Annotated in this window: 15 protein-coding genes; 9 read left to right on the forward strand and 6 right to left on the reverse strand. The window is 71.9% G+C overall.

All coding sequences use genetic code 11. The features are described from left to right. Positions 1–9: 9 nt before the first annotated feature. Positions 10–534 carry a hypothetical protein gene (locus BLW32_RS02980; protein ID WP_139286041.1) on the forward strand — a complete coding sequence of 175 codons (525 nt, stop codon included), beginning with the start codon at positions 10–12 and terminating at the stop codon, positions 532–534. 86 nt (positions 535–620) lie between these two features. Here the strand turns inward: BLW32_RS02980 and BLW32_RS02985 are convergent, their stop codons facing one another. Then, positions 621–2,582, reverse strand: a complete 1,962-nt coding sequence (locus tag BLW32_RS02985) for a primary-amine oxidase (RefSeq protein ID WP_068740610.1) — start codon at positions 2,580–2,582, stop codon at positions 621–623. Continuing rightward, positions 2,579–4,051 carry an APC family permease gene (locus tag BLW32_RS02990; RefSeq protein ID WP_068740611.1) on the reverse strand — a complete coding sequence of 491 codons (1,473 nt, stop codon included), beginning with the start codon at positions 4,049–4,051 and terminating at the stop codon, positions 2,579–2,581. Before BLW32_RS02990 ends, BLW32_RS02985 begins: the two co-directional genes overlap by 4 nt. A 374-nt stretch (positions 4,052–4,425) precedes the next feature. Between BLW32_RS02990 and BLW32_RS02995 the strand changes: the two genes are divergently transcribed. Beyond that, positions 4,426–5,880, forward strand: coding sequence for an APC family permease (locus BLW32_RS02995; protein ID WP_068740612.1), 1,455 nt, complete (start codon positions 4,426–4,428; stop codon positions 5,878–5,880). Then, positions 5,877–6,626, forward strand: coding sequence for an IclR family transcriptional regulator (locus BLW32_RS03000; protein WP_068740613.1), 750 nt, complete (start codon positions 5,877–5,879; stop codon positions 6,624–6,626). Before BLW32_RS02995 ends, BLW32_RS03000 begins: the two co-directional genes overlap by 4 nt. A gap of 48 nt (positions 6,627–6,674) precedes the next feature. Here the strand turns inward: BLW32_RS03000 and BLW32_RS03005 are convergent, their stop codons facing one another. Beyond that, positions 6,675–7,814 carry a DUF3089 domain-containing protein gene (locus BLW32_RS03005; protein WP_068740614.1) on the reverse strand — a complete coding sequence of 380 codons (1,140 nt, stop codon included), beginning with the start codon at positions 7,812–7,814 and terminating at the stop codon, positions 6,675–6,677. A 147-nt stretch (positions 7,815–7,961) separates the two neighbouring features. Between BLW32_RS03005 and BLW32_RS03010 the strand changes: the two genes are divergently transcribed. Beyond that, entirely contained in the window at positions 7,962–8,582 is a 621-nt protein-coding gene (locus BLW32_RS03010; RefSeq protein ID WP_068740615.1) for a TetR/AcrR family transcriptional regulator, read from the forward strand. 95 nt (positions 8,583–8,677) lie between these two features. Here BLW32_RS03010 and BLW32_RS28285 read toward each other — a convergent pair whose 3' ends face one another. The 3 genes from BLW32_RS28285 to trmB are packed head-to-tail and all read right to left on the reverse strand — an operon-like array spanning position 8,678 to position 13,207. Next, positions 8,678–11,704 carry an MMPL family transporter gene (locus BLW32_RS28285; RefSeq protein ID WP_068523467.1) on the reverse strand — a complete coding sequence of 1,009 codons (3,027 nt, stop codon included), beginning with the start codon at positions 11,702–11,704 and terminating at the stop codon, positions 8,678–8,680. Positions 11,705–11,738: 34 nt separating this feature from the next. Beyond that, positions 11,739–12,401 carry an NYN domain-containing protein gene (locus BLW32_RS03020; protein WP_068523468.1) on the reverse strand — a complete coding sequence of 221 codons (663 nt, stop codon included), beginning with the start codon at positions 12,399–12,401 and terminating at the stop codon, positions 11,739–11,741. Next, entirely contained in the window at positions 12,398–13,207 is an 810-nt protein-coding gene (gene trmB, locus BLW32_RS03025; RefSeq protein ID WP_225535846.1) for a tRNA (guanosine(46)-N7)-methyltransferase TrmB, read from the reverse strand. The genes BLW32_RS03020 and trmB overlap by 4 nt, the downstream gene beginning before the upstream one ends. A gap of 37 nt (positions 13,208–13,244) precedes the next feature. Between trmB and BLW32_RS03030 the strand changes: the two genes are divergently transcribed. The 5 genes from BLW32_RS03030 to BLW32_RS03050 are packed head-to-tail and all read left to right on the forward strand — an operon-like array spanning position 13,245 to position 17,741. Next, positions 13,245–13,973 carry an LppX_LprAFG lipoprotein gene (locus tag BLW32_RS03030; RefSeq protein WP_068740616.1) on the forward strand — a complete coding sequence of 243 codons (729 nt, stop codon included), beginning with the start codon at positions 13,245–13,247 and terminating at the stop codon, positions 13,971–13,973. Beyond that, positions 13,970–15,604 (forward strand): MFS transporter, encoded by a 1,635-nt coding sequence (locus BLW32_RS03035; protein WP_068523471.1) that lies wholly within the window; start codon positions 13,970–13,972, stop codon positions 15,602–15,604. Before BLW32_RS03030 ends, BLW32_RS03035 begins: the two co-directional genes overlap by 4 nt. A 40-nt stretch (positions 15,605–15,644) precedes the next feature. Then, a complete protein-coding gene (locus tag BLW32_RS03040; protein WP_068523472.1) occupies positions 15,645–16,364 on the forward strand; it encodes a hypothetical protein in 720 nt (239 codons plus the stop codon). Next, positions 16,361–17,416 (forward strand): hypothetical protein, encoded by a 1,056-nt coding sequence (locus BLW32_RS03045; RefSeq protein ID WP_068740617.1) that lies wholly within the window; start codon positions 16,361–16,363, stop codon positions 17,414–17,416. Before BLW32_RS03040 ends, BLW32_RS03045 begins: the two co-directional genes overlap by 4 nt. Continuing rightward, a complete protein-coding gene (locus BLW32_RS03050) occupies positions 17,406–17,741 on the forward strand; it encodes a DUF6802 family protein (RefSeq protein WP_068740618.1) in 336 nt (111 codons plus the stop codon). Before BLW32_RS03045 ends, BLW32_RS03050 begins: the two co-directional genes overlap by 11 nt. Positions 17,742–17,747: the final 6 nt, after the last annotated feature.

Below are 17,747 nucleotides of genomic sequence, written 5' to 3' on the forward strand. Positions count from 1 at the left end.
GGTGTGGTCGTGAGCGCAGTGGAGCAGGGCAAGGCCGTGGTGACGACGATCCGCCGGATCATCGGCGGGCTGACGCAGGCGAAAGGAGCGGCCGGGCGCGCCGCAGGCGAGAAGTCCGAGATCACCTCCGACGTCGACGCCGTGAAGTCCGCGGGGAAAGAGGTCACCGAGGGCGTGTCCAACCTCAAGACCGCGGGCTCGAAGCTCGATGCGGACGTGAAGGCCACCGCGGCGAACGTCTCCGCGGACATCGCCGCCGTCAAGGGTGCGAAGGCACCGAAGGCGGCGGCCAAGGACGAGGCCAAGGCCACCGCCACGGCGACGGGGAAGCCCGATGCCACGGCCGCGCCGACGGCCGCTCCCCAGGCCGGTGCGAAGGCCGGGGCGCCGAAGACTGCGACACCCAAGGCCGGGGTGCCGAAAGCCGCACCCGCACCCGAGTCGCCCAAGGCCGCCGCGCCGAAGCCCGCTCCGAAGTCCGCCGCGAAGCCCGCACCGGCGGCCCCGAAGGCGGACCCCACGCCGAAGGCCTGACCAGTAGTACCCATCGCGAAACGGGCGGATCCGGCCCCACGAGCCGCTCAGCGGGCTCGGACGGCCGGATCCGCTCGTTCTCGCGATCAGTCGCCGCTGCAGCAGTGCGACTTCTTCGTGCCCGACGGCACGTCGAGCGCGGGATTGCGGTCGAAGAAGCCGACCGGCTTGAGCTTGAAGCCCGCGTAGTCCACCGGCATCACGGGCCAGTCCTCCGGGCGCGGGAAGTGCGTCAGCCCGAAGGTGTGCCAGAGGACCACGTCCTCGCCCTCGATCGGCCGGTTCCCCGCGATGTACGACGGCAGCCCCGCGTCGCCGGGGTTCTGGTTGACGTAGTCGCCCGACGGGTAGCGCTGCGCCTCGTCGTACCGGGTGACCCACAGGTGCTTGGTCGCGAACGCGGCGCGCGCGGCGATCGAGCTCGACGGGTCCGCGAGCAGCGCCGGCTGCCCCTCGGGGTGCAACGCGTACCCCACCTCCTGGCCCAGGTAGTTCTTCTTGTTCGGGTTGGTCACGTGCCACACCCGGGCCTTGAGGTTGTCCGCGAGGCGGGCGCCCTCGGCCTCGGTGGCGAGCACCGTCTTCTGCTGCCGGAAGGCGTTGCCCCACGGGTTCTCCGGGCCCATCGGCACGCGCACGGCGTCGACCTCCGACACCGTGTTCGTGGTGCCGTCCACCGCCATGTCGAGGCGGGCCGAGAACATGTGCTGGTGGAAGGGGGCGCCCAGGCCCGGCGCCATCTCGGTGGAGAAGCCCTCGGGGCCCCGGTAGGCCGAACTGAAGACGATGCCCGTGGCCTTGGCTTCCAGCTCGATCGTGCCGTCCAGGTAGAGGTACCAGTAGAAGCCGTAGTCGTAGTTGCCGATGGTGAGGAAGAACGAGATCACCAGGCGGCGCGAGCGGCGGGTCTCGGCCATGCCGTTGAACATGTCGGTGTGCTTCCACAGCACGCCGAAGTCCTCCTCGTGCATGCAGATCGCGTTCTTCATCACGCGCGGCTCGCCCTGCTCGTCGGCGATGACGGCGTCGAAGTACTGGATCTCGCCGAGGCAGTCGCAGCCCAGCTCCAGCGCGTTGGTGTACCGCCCGAACAGGTACTCGCCCTGGTCGAAGTAGTTCTGCCAGTAGCGGACCGGCGAGGGATCGGCGTACGGCACCACCATCTCGGCGATCGACGCGCGGTACACGACGGGGCGCTGCACGCCGCCGTCGGCGACGGAGAGCGTGTGCAGGGTCAGGCCCTCGCGCACGTCGAAGCCGAACCGGAACGTCCAGTCCGCCCAGGTGATCTCGTTGCCGTCGATGCTGTAGCTCGGGCCCTCCGGCTGCGTGATCTCGATGGGCTTGAGGTCGGTGCGCGGCGCGGGCGTTCCGTGCGGCGCCGCGTCCCACTCGCCGCGATCCGCGGGGACCGGCAGCTCGATCTCGTCGATCACCTTCGTCACGCGGCCCTCGGTGAGGTCGACGTACGCGACGACACCGTCGATGGGGTGCGCCCAGGGGAGGTCGGCACCGTCGTCCTGGTGGAAGGCGAGCACGCGGCACAGCCGGTGGCCCACCTCGTCCTCGTGGCCGAAGACGCCCGCGGACAGGGGGACCGCGCGGACCTTCGCGGGATCGATGCCGCGACTGCTCATCGCCGCGATCCACTCGGCGCTGTCGAGGAGGTACTTCTCGATGTCCTCGAACTCCTCATCGATGATCGGGACCTGGCCCTGCGTGCGGGAATCCAGCTGCACCGAGCCGACGACGGCACGCTCGGTGATCGAGACGACGTGGTCGGAGCCGGCGCCGGTGGCGCGGTCGAGCAGCATCACGCGGGCGCGGCGCTCGATCGGGTCGCCCGCCGTGAAGGAGAGGACCACCTGCTTGTGCGGCTCCTCCAGGCCGACGTAGACGAACCGGACGGTCTCGCCGAGCAGGCCGGCATCGCCGAGAACCTGCTTGACGGTGCGGATCTCGGCCGCCTGCAGCGGGACCAGCGGGTGCGTGACCGGGATCGCGGCCGTCGATACGCCGGTGTCCGTCGGGTCGAGGGTGGTACTCATCGTGCGATCTCCTTCTCGGGTTCTTCGGGGGTGATTGCTGTTCCGCCGGACGGCGGGGAGGTGCGGGGCCGGGCCGCCGCGGGGCGCAGGAGCGCCATGGCGACGCCGCCCAGGAAGACGCCCACCAGGAGCGTCCCGACGACGGCGGCCAGCGGGCGGGAACCGCCCACCAGGAGGGGCATGTTCGCGACGGTCATGGCCAACAGGACGGCGAGGCCCGCGAAGCCGAGAGCCGGTGCGATCAGGGTGTTCCAGCGGCGGTCGTCGACGGCGTTCCGCCGGAAGTAGACGAGCACCGCGATCGACGTCAGCGTCATCAGGGCGACCACGCCGACCGACGCGATCCCGGCGAACCAGGCGAAGACCTCGGTCACGGGGTCGAGGCCCACCGCCGCCGAGACGACGACCAGGACCAGCGCGGACACCGTCTGCACGACCGACGCGACGTGGGGCGAGGAGTGCCGCACGTGCGAGCGGCCGCACCCCGACGGCAGCGCGGCGCTGTTGCCCAGCGAGAAGATGTAGCGCGCGAGCACGTTGTGAAAGGAGAGCAGCGCCGCGAACAGGCTCGTGATGAGGAGGATCTCGACGAGGTCCCCCGCGGCGGAGCCGAGGTAGCGCACCGCCGTCTCCACCACCATGCCCTCGGGGTTCGCACCGGCGAGCGCGACGGCACCGTCGTCGCCCCAGGCGGTGACGACCGACCAGCTGGAGAGGGCGTAGAAGCCGCCGATCACGAGCAGCGCCAGGTACGTCGCCCGGGGAATGGTGCGGGCGGGATCGCGCGCCTCGTCGCGGAAGACGGCGGTGGCCTCGAAGCCGATGTAGCCGGCGACCGCGAAGATCAGGGCGACGCCGGGGGCACCCGCCAGGAAGGCCGCGGGGTGCAGCGCGGCCGTCGACGGCCCCGACTCCCCGCCCGACACCAGGACCGCAGCGTCGATCGCGAGGACGATCCCGACCTCGCAGACCAGCAGGACACCCAGCACCTTGCCGGACAGGTCGATGTGGCGGTAGCCGAGGAGCCCCACCACCGCCATCATCGCGAGCGACCACAAATACCAGGGCACCGACGGCCCGCCGTGCCCCGCGACGAAGACGTCGATCGCCGCGCCGATGTAGCCGTACACGGCGCCCTGCACCGCGGTGTAGGTGAGCAGCGCGAGGAACGCGGCGCCGAGGCCGACATGGCGTCCCAGGCCGTGCGTGATGTACGTGTAGAAGGCGCCGGCGCCGGGCACGCGCCGCGACATCGCCGTGAAGCCGACGGCGAAGAACAGCAGGATCACCGTGCACACGAGGTACGACGCCGGATAGGCGGCGCCGTTGCCGGCGGAGATGCCCAGCGGCACCGTCCCGGCGATCACGGTCAGCGGCGCGGCGGCCGCGACGACCATGAAGACGATGGCCCCGGCGCCCAGGCCGCCGGACAGGCGGTGCGGGGCGGCGGCCTCGGACGGCGTCGACATGACCCGGGTCCTCTCCTGCGATGGTTGAAAGACGGTGCGCAGCAATCCCTGTCGGCCTGGAAGCCGCGACTCCAGGGGGTCGCACCGGACTCACCATAGGCACGGGATGTGGCGCGTGTCACTGCTTTTCGCGGGTGGGAATCCGGCTGCGGCGCATTCTCATTCGAACCGGGAGTCGCGAGCGGGGCGATTCTCATTCGAACCGCGGACATCGCGCCACGTCACGCCGTCCGGCGGCATCCCGGACCGTTCTCGGGCGTCCCTCGTCGCGGACCGGATTCTCATTCGAGACCCGAAGAAGTTCATCGGGATTCGACGCGAACGGGTGCGCCGTCGGCTAGCGTGCACGCAGGGTTCCGGAGAGCAGGTGTGGCATGGCGGAGTCGTCGGGCATCAGAGCGAGGTCGCCGGTCGTCGGCCTGCCGCGGGGACGCCTGACACAGGTCCAGGTGCTCGCGCAATCCGTCTCCGCGGTCGCCCCCTCCGCGGTGATGGTCACACTGCCGGTGCTGGTGATGGCGCAGGTCGGCCGCGGCGTGATCGCGGTCTTCGTGGTCGCGACGCTCCTCGTCGCCGCGGTGGGCTACTGCATCCGCGAGTTCGCGACGCGCATGGCCGCCGTGAGCGGGCTGTACAGCTACACCGTCAAGGGACTCGGCCCGACGACCGGCTTCGCCGCGGGATGGTCGTTGCTCGTGGGCTACGGCGCCGCAGCGATGGCGAGCCTCGTCGGCGCGGGGAGCTACCTGGCCGCGCTCCTCGGCCGGACCGGGGTGCCGCAGGGCACGCCCACCGTCGTCGCGCTGTCCGCGGCGGCGGGGGTCGTCGCGCTGCTGCTCATGCTGCGCGGCGTGCAGCTCTCCGCGCGGATCATGCTCGCGATCGAGGTCTTCGCCATCCTCGCCGCGTCGGCGGTGCTCGTCGTGGCCTTCGCGGCGGGCGGCGGGGCCGCGGGCGGCGGGGCGCCGAGCGCACCGTCGGGCCCGGGCGCCGCGGGCTTCGCCGTGCTCCTCGCGATCACGGCCTTCGTCGGTTTCGAGAGCGCCGGTACCGTCGCGCGGGAGGCCCGGCACCCGTTCGTCACCGTCACCCGCGCGATCCGGTGGACGCCGGTCGTCGTCGGCGTTCTGTACCTGTTCGCCGCGGTGCTGCAGTTGCCCGAGTCCGCGCGGCTGGGCACGGACTCGCTGCGCGTCGTGCTGACCCTCCCGGACCGGCTCGGCGGCGGCTCGTCGGTGCTCGCCGCCCTGATGGAGGCCGGGATCGCCGCGTCCTGGTTCGCCTGCGTCCTCGGCTCCGTCACCGCGCTCTCGCGCACGCTCTTCGCGATGGGGCGGGAGGGCGTGTTCCCCGGGCTGGGCCGCACGCACCGCCGGTTCGGGACACCGGCCGCGGCGCTGCTGACGACGATGCCGCTGATCGTCGCGGTCCCCGTGCTGTGCCTGCTCGTGAGCGGGTCGAGCCGCGCGACGCTCGTCGGGCTGCTCGCGGTCTCCGCGCACGGCTACATCGTCGCGTACGTGCTGGTGTGCGTCGCGACGCCGGTGTTCCTGCGGCGGATCGGCGAATCCACCCGCGGGGCCACCGTGGTCGGGACCGTCACCGCCGCGTGCCTGGTGGGGCTCATCGTCTGGGTGGCCGTCACCTCGTGGGGCCGCGCCGAGGGCACCTCCACCGCGGTGTACCTGGCGATCATGGCGGCCGGCGCCCTCGTGCACCTGGTCCGGATCCGGCCCCGTCCGGCCATCGCGCAGCGGATCGGGGTCTACGACGAGACCACCGAGGCGGACCTCCTCGGGCCCTCCCCGCCCTGGGCGGTGCGACGGTGACGGCGCGCGAGAACGCTCTGTCCGGGCGGCAGCCGAAGGCCGTCATCAGCGCGCTGCGGGTGCTAGAGGAGGTCGCGCGCGGGGGCGAGGGCATCACCGCCAAGGAGATCACGGCCCGGCTGGGAATGCCGTCGGCCACCACCTACCGGCTGCTCACCATCCTCGTGGGCGAGGGCTACATCGTGCGCGTCCCGGACCTCTCGGGTTTCGCGCTCGGCCGCCGGCTCGGCGTCATCCTCGACGCGGCGGTCGCGCCGTCGGTGTGCGCGGCCGCCCGCGACGTGCTCGCCGAGGCCCGCCTGTCCGTGCGCTTCGGCGTCCAGCTGTTCTACGTCACCGGCAGCGGCGTGCGCGCCGCGGACCTGGATCCGGAGTACCCGCCGCAGGAGTCCGAGCGCTTCCTCAACGACCACCTGTACGCCTGCGCCGTCGGAAAACTGCTGCTCGCCGAGCGGGACGGGCTCGCGGAGGAGCGCCCCGCGCTGCGCGCGCTGACGGGCAGGACCGTGACCGCCGCCGACGCGCTGCGGCGCGAGCTCGACGCGGTCCGGGCGAACGGTCACGCCGCCCAGGTCGGCGAGATGCGGGAGGACACCGCGTGCGTCGCCGTGCCGATCCGGTCGCGCGACGGCGCGCTCGTCGCCGCGCTCGCCCTGTCCGGGCAGGCGGAGCACGCGCCCGTCATGCTCAAGCAGGTCGAGGCGCTGCGGGGCCATGCGGACCGGCTGGCGCCGCTGCTGGCGTGAGAGCGGTGGATCAGGTCTCGTCGACCTCCACGTCCGGATCGCGGGCCGTCACGACCGCCAGTCTTCGCCCTGCGCCGCGGCGATCGCGACCAGGCGATCGAGGCCGTAGTTCATGTCGAGAACGTGGGTGCCGACGAGGGGGATCCCGTTGGCTCCAGGCACGTTCACGTGCAGGAGGCGGTAGCCGCCTGAGTCGCTGCAGCGGCTGGTGCCGCGCTGTGCGCTCTGCGTCCAGGTCGAACGGCTCGTGGGCATCGCGCTGGGAAAGGTCGTGATTCCCATCGCGAGCTTGATGACGCCGGGGGCGTAGGGCTTGCTGGGCACGGTGATCGGTTGCGGTCGGTCGTCACCGGCGATGACAGCGGGATCGACGCAGGCCACTCGGTAGGCGGGGCCGTGTCGTAGGCCCCACAGGCGTGAGAGCAGGTCGACATCGGAATTGCCGAACAGTGACAACGCTGGCGTGACGAAGTCGGTGGAGTAGGCGACGACGCACCGGCTCTGGCCCGTGCGGGTGCAGATCGGGATGTTGTCGAAGTCGCCGCCCGTCGTTCGTCCCGGTGCGACCGTGACGTTGCCGCCGATGAGGAACGCGCCCGCGACTCTGGCGCGCACGGCCTGATTCCCGTCCACGTGCTCCCGGATCAGTTTGCGCAGCATGAGGGTGCCTTGCGAATGCCCGATGAAGATCACCGCCCGACCCCGGTTGTCGCGCGCGAGATACTCCTTCCACGCGCGGACCACGTCGTCGTAGCCGCGCTCGACAGGATTCGCGAGTTCTGGTGGCAGGATCGGCCCTGCCATCTGTGCGAGGAACCCCGGGACGGCCACCTGGCGGTAGAGCGGGGCGTAGACGCGGCACGCGTTCGAGAACCGCGCCACCTGGAACTCCGCGATCGATCGGACCTCGGGATCCGGCGTCGCCGTGGCATTGCCGACGATCTGGTTGCTCACCGTCGGGTAGACGAAGAAGCAGTCGACCTTGTCGCGGGACGAGCCGACGGGCGGTGTGACAACGCGCCCGTTCGCCAGATCGGTCGTGTCCATGGGGGAGTGGCACGGATCCTGGGCCAGGTCCGGGCGGCACAGCCACGCGCTCCTGGGCGCGGCGGTCGCCGTTGTCAGGCCACCGGAGACGATGCAGGCGGCGGCTACTGCGACGGCGACGAGTCGGCCCAGAACAGTCATTGCGGTGCTTCCTCCGGAGTTCGGCGAGGGCCCCAAACGGGGCCGAGGGGAAATTTACATGCAGATCTGCCTGTAAGTTGCTCATCAGAGGAATCCACATTCGACGAAGCCGTCGGGGCGGTGCGTACGGCCGGTACCGTTGCCGCAATGAGCGCGATGCCGCCCGCCAGACGAACCCAGAAGGAGCGGACCGAGGCGACCCGAACGGCACTCCTGGAGGCGACCGTCGACTGCCTCATCGATCACGGCTACGCCGGCACCTCCACCAACCGTGTCGTCGAACGCGCCGGGCTGACTCGAGGTGCATTGGCCCACCACTTCCCCACGCGCGACGCCCTCATCGTCGCTGCGGTGGAGCACGTCGTTCGACAGCAGATCTCCCTCATGCGGGAGATGGTGCTCGGTCTTCCGGCGGAGATGCCGCTCACGGCGACGATGGTCCTGGACGTGATGTGGGCGGGGAACCAGACAGCGACGTCGGCCGCGGGCATCGAACTGTGGGTCGCCGGTCGCACGAACCGTGCCGTCTCCGCCCACAGCAACCTCCTGCGCGACCGGATCGCCGAGGCAGCGGCAGAGGTCATCGCTGCACTGCCTGGCGTTTCCGATCCGCAGCGACTGACGAGCGTCATCGTCACCTGTCAGGACGCGATCCGCGGACTGGTCGTCACCGCATTGGGCGACCCCGACACCGAGCGGACGGAACAGAAGTGGCATCAGCTGCGGGACAACCTCCTGCCACTTCTCGGTGACGCGCTGTCGGGCTGACTCCGGCGAGCCGACCGCCGCCCCCGCCCCGCGGTGATGAAAACGGAACGAGCCCCGATCCCGGGAGGGGGATCGGGGCTCGTCGGCGTGCGGGATCAGTCCTGGTGCGGGGGACGCTGCTGGGGGCGCGGTCCCTCACCCGTCGGGCCCTGCGGGCGCGGACCCTGCGGCCCACCCGGGCCCTGAGGCCCCTGCGGACGCGGCGGGTACGGCTGGCGCGGACCCTGCGGACCGCCCTGCGGACCACCCGGCCGCTGCTGCCGCGGCAGCTGGCCGCTCGGTCCCTGGCCGATCGGACCGCTCGGGCGCGGTCCCTGGGGGCCGCCGGGGCCCTGCGGGCCGGGGGGCGGACCCTGACGGTGCCGCGAGGGCTGACCGGGAGCCTGCTGCGGGCCGCGGCCCGGAACCGGCTGCTGGTAGCTGCGCGGATCCTGCGGCGGGCGCTGCGTGGGCGCCGACGGGCGCGGCGGCAGCTCCAGCCGACCCGAGAAGCCGGGCGGCGGGCCGGGACGACGCGGGCCGGGGCCGACCGGGGTCGGCCGGGCCGGACGCACGTCGGGCAGGTTCGACGGCGGGTGGAGCCTGCCGTCCTCGGGCGCCGCGGGCGCGCGCGTGGCGGAGACCGGGGCACCGGCCCCGACGAGCTCCGGCGCGGCCTTGCCCGGCCCCGCGGTGGCGGGCTTGACCGACGACAGCGGGCGGCCGTCGCGGGTCTCGGCGGGCAGCGAGGTCTCGCCCAGGCCGACGGCCTCCTGGATCTTGCGCATCCACAGCGGAGCCCACCAGGAATCGTCGCCGAGCAGCTTCATCACCGCGGGCACGAGCACCATGCGGACGACGGTCGCGTCGATGAGCAGCGCGAACATCAGGCCGAAGGAGACGTATTTCAGCATCACCAGGTCGGACGTCGCGAACGCCGCCGCGACGCACGCGAGCAGCACGGCGGCCGCGGTGATGATCCGGCCGGTGTTGGCCGTGCCGGCGCGGATCGCCTGGTTCGTCGTGGCACCGCCCGCGCGTTCCTCGATCATGCGGGAGATGACGAAGACCTCGTAGTCCGTACTGAGGCCGAAGACCACCGCGATCACCAGCACCAGGACGGGCGCCATCATCGGGCCGCCGGTGAAGTTGAAGATGTCGCCGCCGTGGCCGTCGACGAACATCCAGGTCAGGAAGCCCAGCGTGGAGCCCAGCGACAGGAGCGACATCAGCACGGCCTTGATCGGCAGCGTCAGCGAGCCGAAGGCCAGGAACATCATCAACGTGGTGACCACGACCAGCAGCAGCAGGAGCATCGGCAGCAGGCTCAGCATCGAGTCGATCGAGTCGTACTGCAGCACCGGCATGCCGCCGACCAGGAAGCCGACGCCCTTATCCGGGTCGGCCCCGTCCATCGTGATGCCGCGCAGTGCCGTCACCGCCTCGCCGACGGCCTTGGTGTCGTTCGGGTCCTGCATGCTGCCGTTGGACGTCCGCACCGAGACCTCCTGGCCGCGGACCTCGAGCTTGTCCGTCGTGCCCTTGGCGGTGGAGACGGCGTCGGTCGCCGCGCTGAACCGCGCGGAGTTCGGGTCCGCGGGGTTCGAGTGCGTGAAGCCGGGGATCTTGTTCGCCTCGTCGAGCACCTGCTTGATCTGCTCGTCGCTGGCGTTGGTGAAGACGATCTTGACCGGTTGGCCGGTATTGTCCGGGAACAGCTCCTGGAACTGGTCCTGCGCCTGCCGGGTCTCGTTGGTCGGCGGCAGGTAGGTCTGCGAGATGCCGCCGAACTGCAGGCCGACGATGGGGATGCAGATCGCGAGCAGCAGCGTCACGACGCCGACGATCGCGGCCTTCGGGCGCTTCATGACCGCGTCGGTCACCTTGCCCCACATGCCGGCCTCGATGTTGGCCTTCGTCTTCGCGCGGCCCGTCTTCTCGGCGGCCCAGTGGATGATGCCGCCGATGAGCGGCAGGTTCCACTTGTCGAAGATGGTGAGGAACCAGTGGAAGCTCAGCGCGAAGACCCGCGGGCCGAGCACCGCCAGCATCGCGGGAAGCAGGGTCAGCGACAGGATCGCGGCGATGAAGACGCCGAGCAGCGCGCCCGTGGCCATCGACGTGAGCAGGCCCAGCGGCGAGATGTAGAGACAGGCCAGGGCTCCGACGATGAGCAGCGACGACATGATGATCGTTCGGCCGGCGGTCATGACCGTGCGTCTGACCGCCGTGGGTGTGTCGTACCCCTCGTCCAGTTCCTCTCTGAACCGGGACACCATGAACAGGCCGTAGTCGTGGGCGATGCCCAGGCCGATCAGCGAGATGATCGGCCCGACGAACAGGTTGACGTCCGTGAAATCGGCCATCACCGAGGCGACCGCCATGGCGGCGCCGATGGTGAGCACACCGATGATCATCGGCAGCACCGCGGCGACGATGCCGCCGTAGACGAAGAAGAGCACGATCGCGACCAGCGGCAGCGCGATGATCTCGGCCTTCTTCTGGTCCTTCTGCACACCCTCGGTGACCTCCGAGGTCACGGGCACGAGTCCGGCCACCTGAGCCTCGAAGACCGGCTTGTTCGCCTCCGACCGCAGGATCTCCATGAGCGGCTGCTGGATCGACACCCAGTCCTTGCCGCGCTGGGTGTCGTCCGCCGACTTCATCGGCAGCGTGAAGAAGCCCCACGTGCCGCCGTCGGCGTCGGTGCGGGTGAACTTCTTGTACAGCGCGTCGTTCGCCTGGGGCGCACCCGGGGCGAACATCGTGTAGCTGAGCGAGCTCTCCTGCGGGTCCTTCTCGTTGACCGGGTTCAGCTTGGCGTCGTCGCCCGTCGCGAACTTCGCGAGGACGTCCTCGCGGGTCTTCGCGACCGCCTTCTCGACGTCAGCGTCGGAGATCTTCTTGCCCTCCGCGGGCTTGATCAGCACCAGGATGTCGGGCTGCATCTCGCGGCCGTTCGCCTTATCGGTGACCTGGGCGGCGGCGACGGAGTCGCTGGCCTCGTCGTAGAGGCCGTTCATCTTGGTCTTGGCACCCAGCCCGAGGAAGCCCCAGACGCCGGTCGCGGCGATGGACACGAAGAGGACCGCGATGATCGTGTATCGGAACGCGTACGTGAAGCGTCCTATAGCTGCGAACAAGCGAAAATTCCTTTCCGGTGAACCGGTTCTAGGGCTAGGCCCGGCTCGAAAGTAGCGAGGACAGGGGACGGAACGGCTGCAGCCACGCACCCTCGTCGGGCAGCGAATCGAGGCTCACCCGTGGCAGCGGCTCGCGGAACACCCCGGCGATGTCCTCGAGATCGACGAACTCCAGAGTAGGGGACGCCAGCGCCCAGGCGGCGTGCTCGCGGAACCCGAGGACGGTAACCGGTACACCGCTTGCGGAGATCTCCTCCAGCGGCTCGCGGAAGGCCTGGCCGTCCGCGGAGGCGACGAGGAGCCCACCGAGGCCCGGCGAGTACCGCCGGACGTCGATGTGATCGAGCATGTCCTCGTCGACGTCGCTGTCGTCGTCGATCTTGGGCTTGGCGAAGACCGCGTAGCCCACGTTGCGCAGGGCCTCGACCCAGGGGCGGACCACGTCTGCGGTGCCGGGCGCGATGTTGGTGAAGACGGTGGCCTCGGGCTCGAGCCGGGTGTCCGTGTCCGATTCCAGGCCGGCCGTGTACTCCAGGAGCCAGCGGCCCAGCGCGTCGAAGCGCGGGCGGTGCGCGGCGGTCGGGCGGCCGCCGAGGATCGAGCCGAGCCCCATGTCGAGGTTGGGCGCGTCCCAGACGAGCAGGACGCGCTTGGCCGCGTCGGGCTGCGGGTCGGTGGGTGCGTCGAGCGGAGTCACCGCACCTCTCCTTCCTCCACGCGCTCCCATACGAACTCGTGGATCTCGCGGCCCACCTGCGCGGCCTTGTCCTGGAACTTGGTCACCGGGCGGTCGACGGAGATCGGCAGCCCGGCGTCGGCGAGCCGCGGCGGCAGCACCACGGGCCGCAGCAACGGCTCCGAGGGTGCGGTCTCCGCAATCGCCTCTGCATAGTCTGCATGATCAGTAGCCACGTGCAGAATCCCTCCCACACGCAGACGGTCCGCGATCAGGGAGAACATGCGCGGCTGGAGCAGCCGGCGCTTGTGGTGGCGGGCCTTCGGCCACGGGTCCGGGAAGTAGACGCGCACGCCGGTGAGGGTGCCCGGCGCGATCATGTCCTCGAGCATCGCGACCCCGTCGCCCCGCACGACCCGCACGTTCGTCAGCTCCGCGCGCTGCACCGCGCCCACGAGCTGCGCGATGCCGGGCAGGTAGACCTCCACGGCCACGACGTCGTTCTCCGGCTCGGCCTGCGCCATCGCCCAGGTCGACGTTCCGGTGCCGGAGCCGATCTCCACGATGAGCGGGGCCTTCCGCCCGAACCAGGCCTCCGCGTCCAGCGGGTGCGACGGTGCCGGGAACGTCCCGGGCGCGCCGTCGGGCGCACCGTCGGGAAGCGGCGACGCAGGAGGGATGTCGCGGCCGAGGGTCTCCCAGCCCGTGTCCATCGCCAGCTGCTGGGCGGGGGTGAGGGCGGCGCGGCGGGAGCGGAAACTGGTCACGCGGGGGTACAGCCGACGGTGCTCGGCGCGGGGATCCTGGGACTGGGGCACGCTCTCCATCGTCCCAGCTTCACGGTTGTGACTTAGCATTGGCCGCATGATCGTGCGTAACTCTCGCCACACGGCGCTCCGCCTCGCCTCCACGGTGGTGGCCCTGCTCGCCGTCGTCGGCCTTCTGGCCGCTTGCTCGAAGAGCGACGGGGAGAAGGTCAACGACGCGCCGCTGCCCGACGCCAAGACCCTGATCGACGCCTCGTCGAAGGCCGCCCGCGAGCTGCACGACGTGCAGCTGGACCTCTCCGTCGAGGGCACCGTGCCGAACCTGCCCGTCAAGAGCGTCTCCGCGTATCTGACCAACCAGCCCAAGGTCTCCGGCCAGGGCGATGCCGAGGTGACCTTCAACGGCACCCAGGTCAAGGCGAAGTTCGTGGTCGTCGACGCCCACCTGTGGGCGCAGTTCGGCGCCGGCCAGTCGTACCAGGACATGGGCCTCGCCTCCGCCATCTACGACGCCTCCGCCATCCTCGACCCGAACAAGGGCATCGCCAACCTCATCTCCTCCGTCCGCGAGCCCAAGGTCGAGGGCCGCGAGCAGATCGGCGGCACCGAGGCCGTGCGCATCTCCGGCATCATCCCCGGCACCGCGCTCGCCGGCATCGTCCCCAAGGCCGCGCTCGGCGACCGCCCGCTGACCTTCTGGGTGCAGGAGGCCGCGCCGAACAACCTCGTCCGCGCGAACGTCGGCTTCGATTCCGGAACGCTGACGGTCACGCTCTCGGACTGGGGCAAGAAGGTCACCCTGCTCGACCCGAAGACCGCGAAGTGACCGTCACCGCGGCGCCGGCCGCGCCGGGCCGCGTGCGCGGCCGCGGCGTCGCGATGGGCGCCGCGGGACTGGCCGTACTTCTCGGCGCGCTCGACACCTACGTGGTGGTCTCGGTGCTCGAGGACATCATGCGCAGCGTCGAGATCCCCATCAACCGGATCCAGCTGGCCACCCCGATCATCACCTGGTACCTGCTGGGCTACATCGCGGCGATGCCGCTCCTCGGCCGCCTCTCGGACCGGTTCGGCCGCCGGCTGGTGCTGCAGGCCAGCCTGGCGCTGTTCATCGTCGGGTCCGTAGTGACGGCGCTCGCCGGCACGGTGGAGATCGCCTTCCATGTTCCGCTGACCGGGCTCGACCTCGACGTCACGGCGCTCGACCAGGTGCTCGTGGGCCGCGTGGTCCAGGGCGTCGCGAGCGGCGCACTGCTGCCCGTGACGCTCGCCCTCGCCGCCGACCTCTGGTCCGCGCGCCGACGGGCCGCCGTGCTCGGCTGGGTCGGCGCGGCGCAGGAGCTGGGCAGCGTGCTCGGCCCCGTCGTGGGCGTGGGCGTCGTGACGCTGGTGCACAACCACTTCTCCTCGGTGCCCCGCGACGACGCCTGGCGCGTCGTCTTCTGGATCAACGTGCCGCTCGCGCTCCTCGCGATGGTGCTGCTGCAACTGACGGTCCCGAAGCGGGCGGTGTCGAAGCAGAAGGTCGACGTGGTCGGCGGGCTGCTGCTGGCCGTCGCGCTGGGGCTCTCCGTGATCGGCCTCTACAACCCGGAGCCCGACGGCGAGCACATCCTGCCGCCGAACGGGGCGTGGCTGCTCCTCGGCGCCGCCATCGCGTTCGTCCTGTTCGCGCTCTGGGAGAGATTCGCGCAGGTCAAGCTCATCGACACCGCCGGCATGCGGGTCACGCCCTTCCTCGCCGCCTGCGCCGCCTCGGTGTGCGCCGGCGCGGCGCTCATGGTGACCCTGGTCGACATCGAGATCTACGCCCGCATGGTGCTGCAGCGCGACGGGGTCGCCGCCGTGCTCACGCTGGTCCGCTTCCTGCTCGCCCTGCCGGTCGGCGCGATCCTCGGCGGCTTCCTGGCGACGCGGTTCGGTGACCGGATCGTTTCCGTCGTGGGGCTGGTCGTCGCCGCGGGCGGGTACGTGCTCATCGCGAACTGGCCGACCGATGTGCTCTCGGCCCAGTACCTCGGTTTCCTCCCCGCGCTCGACACCTCGCTCGCGATCGCGGGCTTCGGGCTCGGAGTGGTGATCGGCCCGCTGTCGTCGGCGGCGCTGCGCGCGGTGCCGCTCTCGCAGGCGGGTATCGCCTCCGCGCTGCTCGTCGTGGCGCGGATGAGCGGCATGCTGATCGGCGTGGCCGCGCTGACCACCTTCGGCTTCTACCGCCTGAACTCGATCATGGACTCGATGCCGCCGATCGCGCCGCAGGGGAGTTTCGTCGAGACCGGACTCGCCGTGTTCCGGCAGACGCAGGAGGCCTACGGCCGGATGTTCGGCGAGGTCTTCGGCGTGACCGCGGTGATCTGCCTGGTCGGCGCCGTGATCGCGGTCTTCGTCGCGGGCGGCCGACACGAATCGGAGCAATCGCCCACCGAGGACGACGAGGCGCTCGTACCCTCCCGGTAGGCGATCGCCGCGGGGGCGGTGATCGGGAGCGGGGGCTCTCATGGGGGATCTGTCCGTGCGCCGCGGCGCGCCACGGGTGCGGCTGCTCGGTCGCGCCGGCGTCGGGAGGACGGTGCTGGGCGCGGCGCTGCGGGCGCGCGCCGTCGAGACGGTCGAGGACGACGGCGCCGCCGACGCGGCGCTGTACTGCTTCGCCGGGGGCCTGCGCGCCACCGACCGCGCCGCGATCGAGGGGCTGAGCGCCGACCCCGCGGGACCGCCGGTGATCGCGTGGACGAAGGCCGACGCCGCGGGCTCGTGGCGCGCCGCCGACGACTACGCCGCCCGCCTCGGCGAGGTGCTGGGCCGACCGGTGATCGCGGTGATGGCGCTGCTCGACGGCGTGGACCCCGGCGACCTGCCCGCGATCCGCCGCCTCGCGGAGTCCGGGCTCGCGCTGCCGGAATCGGCGCTCGCCGCCGCGGAGGCGCTCGGCGAGGACGCCCCGTTGCTGCGCCGGTTCGGCGGCTACGGGCTGGCCTGCGCGCTGGGCGCACTGCGCGAGACCCCGTCGATGCCCGACGACGTGCTGCTGGCGAGCCTGCGCGACCTGAGCGGCGTCGACGCGCTGCTGTCGCCGCTCGCCGCCGCCCTGCAGGGCCACGAGGCGCGCCGCGAGGCGGAGTTCGACCGCACGCTGCGCGCCGTCGCCGCGACGGACTGCGCGCGCCGCGACGAGGCCGAGCAGCTGCTGCTGGACCGGCTGGGGCGGGCGTCGTGACGGTCCTGGTGGCCGGGCAGGACCCGGCCGGCGCGGCCGCGGTCGCCGACCGGCTGGGCGGGGACGCCGCGGCCGTCGGCGCCGACGGCGTGCCGGTCCCGCTCGGCGAGCACCGCGGCGAGCACGACGTGCTGGTCTACGTCCTCGACGCCTGCGTCCCCGCCGATGCGGTCGACGCCGCCGCGCTCGGCCGCCTCCGCGCCGGCCTGCCGACGGTGCTCGCCGCCACCGGCGCCGACGTCTACCCCGACGCCGCGGACGTCCTCGCAGCGTCCGGGCGCGTGTTGGGCGGCGACGTGGTGAGCGTCCAGCCCGACTCGGGCGGCGGCTTCGACGCGCTGCGCGCCGCCCTCGCCGACCCGCTCCCCGCGCGGCCCCTCGCGCCCGCCGGCCCGCCCGCCGCGCCGCCGAACCCCGCGCTGGAGCGGGCGGACCGTTCGGCCTACCTGCGCTCGACGATCGCGCGGGTGCGGGCCGCGCTGCTCGCCGACTCCGCGGAGGGCTTCCGGCGCCACGAGGACGAGCCCGGCGCCGACGTGCGGCCGCGGCTCACCGGCGTCGCCGTGGCGCTCGAACGCTCGCTGTACGCGCAGCTGTGCGCGGCCTACCGCGGCACCTTCGCGGGCTGGCCCGATCCGCCGGAGCCCGCGGTGCCGGTGCTTCCCCGACCCGACCCGCCGGAGGCGCCCGCGCACCGTCGCCGGCCCGAGGACCTGGCGGTGCTGATCCTGGGTGCGTCCGCCGGGCTCGGCATCGGCCGGGCCGTGGCCGCGCCGCTCGAGGCGCTGGGCGCGCTGCGCTGGCTCGCCCTGCCGATCAGCCTCGCCGTCGGACTCGCCGCGGCGGTGTGGCTGCTGCGGGTGCGCCGCCGCTCGACCGTCCGGGCGGACCGCCGGAGCTGGGCGGACGCCGCCGCGGCCGGCTTCCGGCAGCGCGTCGAGTTCGAGCTGGCGGCGGCGCTGGTCGCCGCGGAGGCCGATGCCGCGCTGCGGCTCGCGCGCGGACCGGGAACCGATCGGGAGGCTGGTGCGTCCAATGAGTATGGACCCTGATTTCGGGCTGTTCGGGGCGCCGGACGCGGACGCGTTCGGCCCGGGCCTGTTCGACGGTGCCGTCCCCGCCGCCGAGCCCTCGCCCGGCGGGCTCTGGGTGCACGCCGAGGACGGCTGGTACGACGTGCACGCCCTGGACACGGACGGCGACGGACTGGTCGACACGGGCACCCTCACCGACGCCCAGGGCACCGCCGTGTTCACCGATCTCGACGCCGACGGGGTGGCCGACGTCTACCACCGGGTGCGGCCCGACGGGACCTTCGAGACCTGGCGCTTCGGCGACGGCCGGTGGCGACTCCTGGATAGGGGCGACATTGCTTGACACGGT

The organism is Tsukamurella tyrosinosolvens (assembly GCF_900104775.1).
GTDB classification, from domain to species: Bacteria; Actinomycetota; Actinomycetes; order Mycobacteriales; family Mycobacteriaceae; genus Tsukamurella; species Tsukamurella tyrosinosolvens.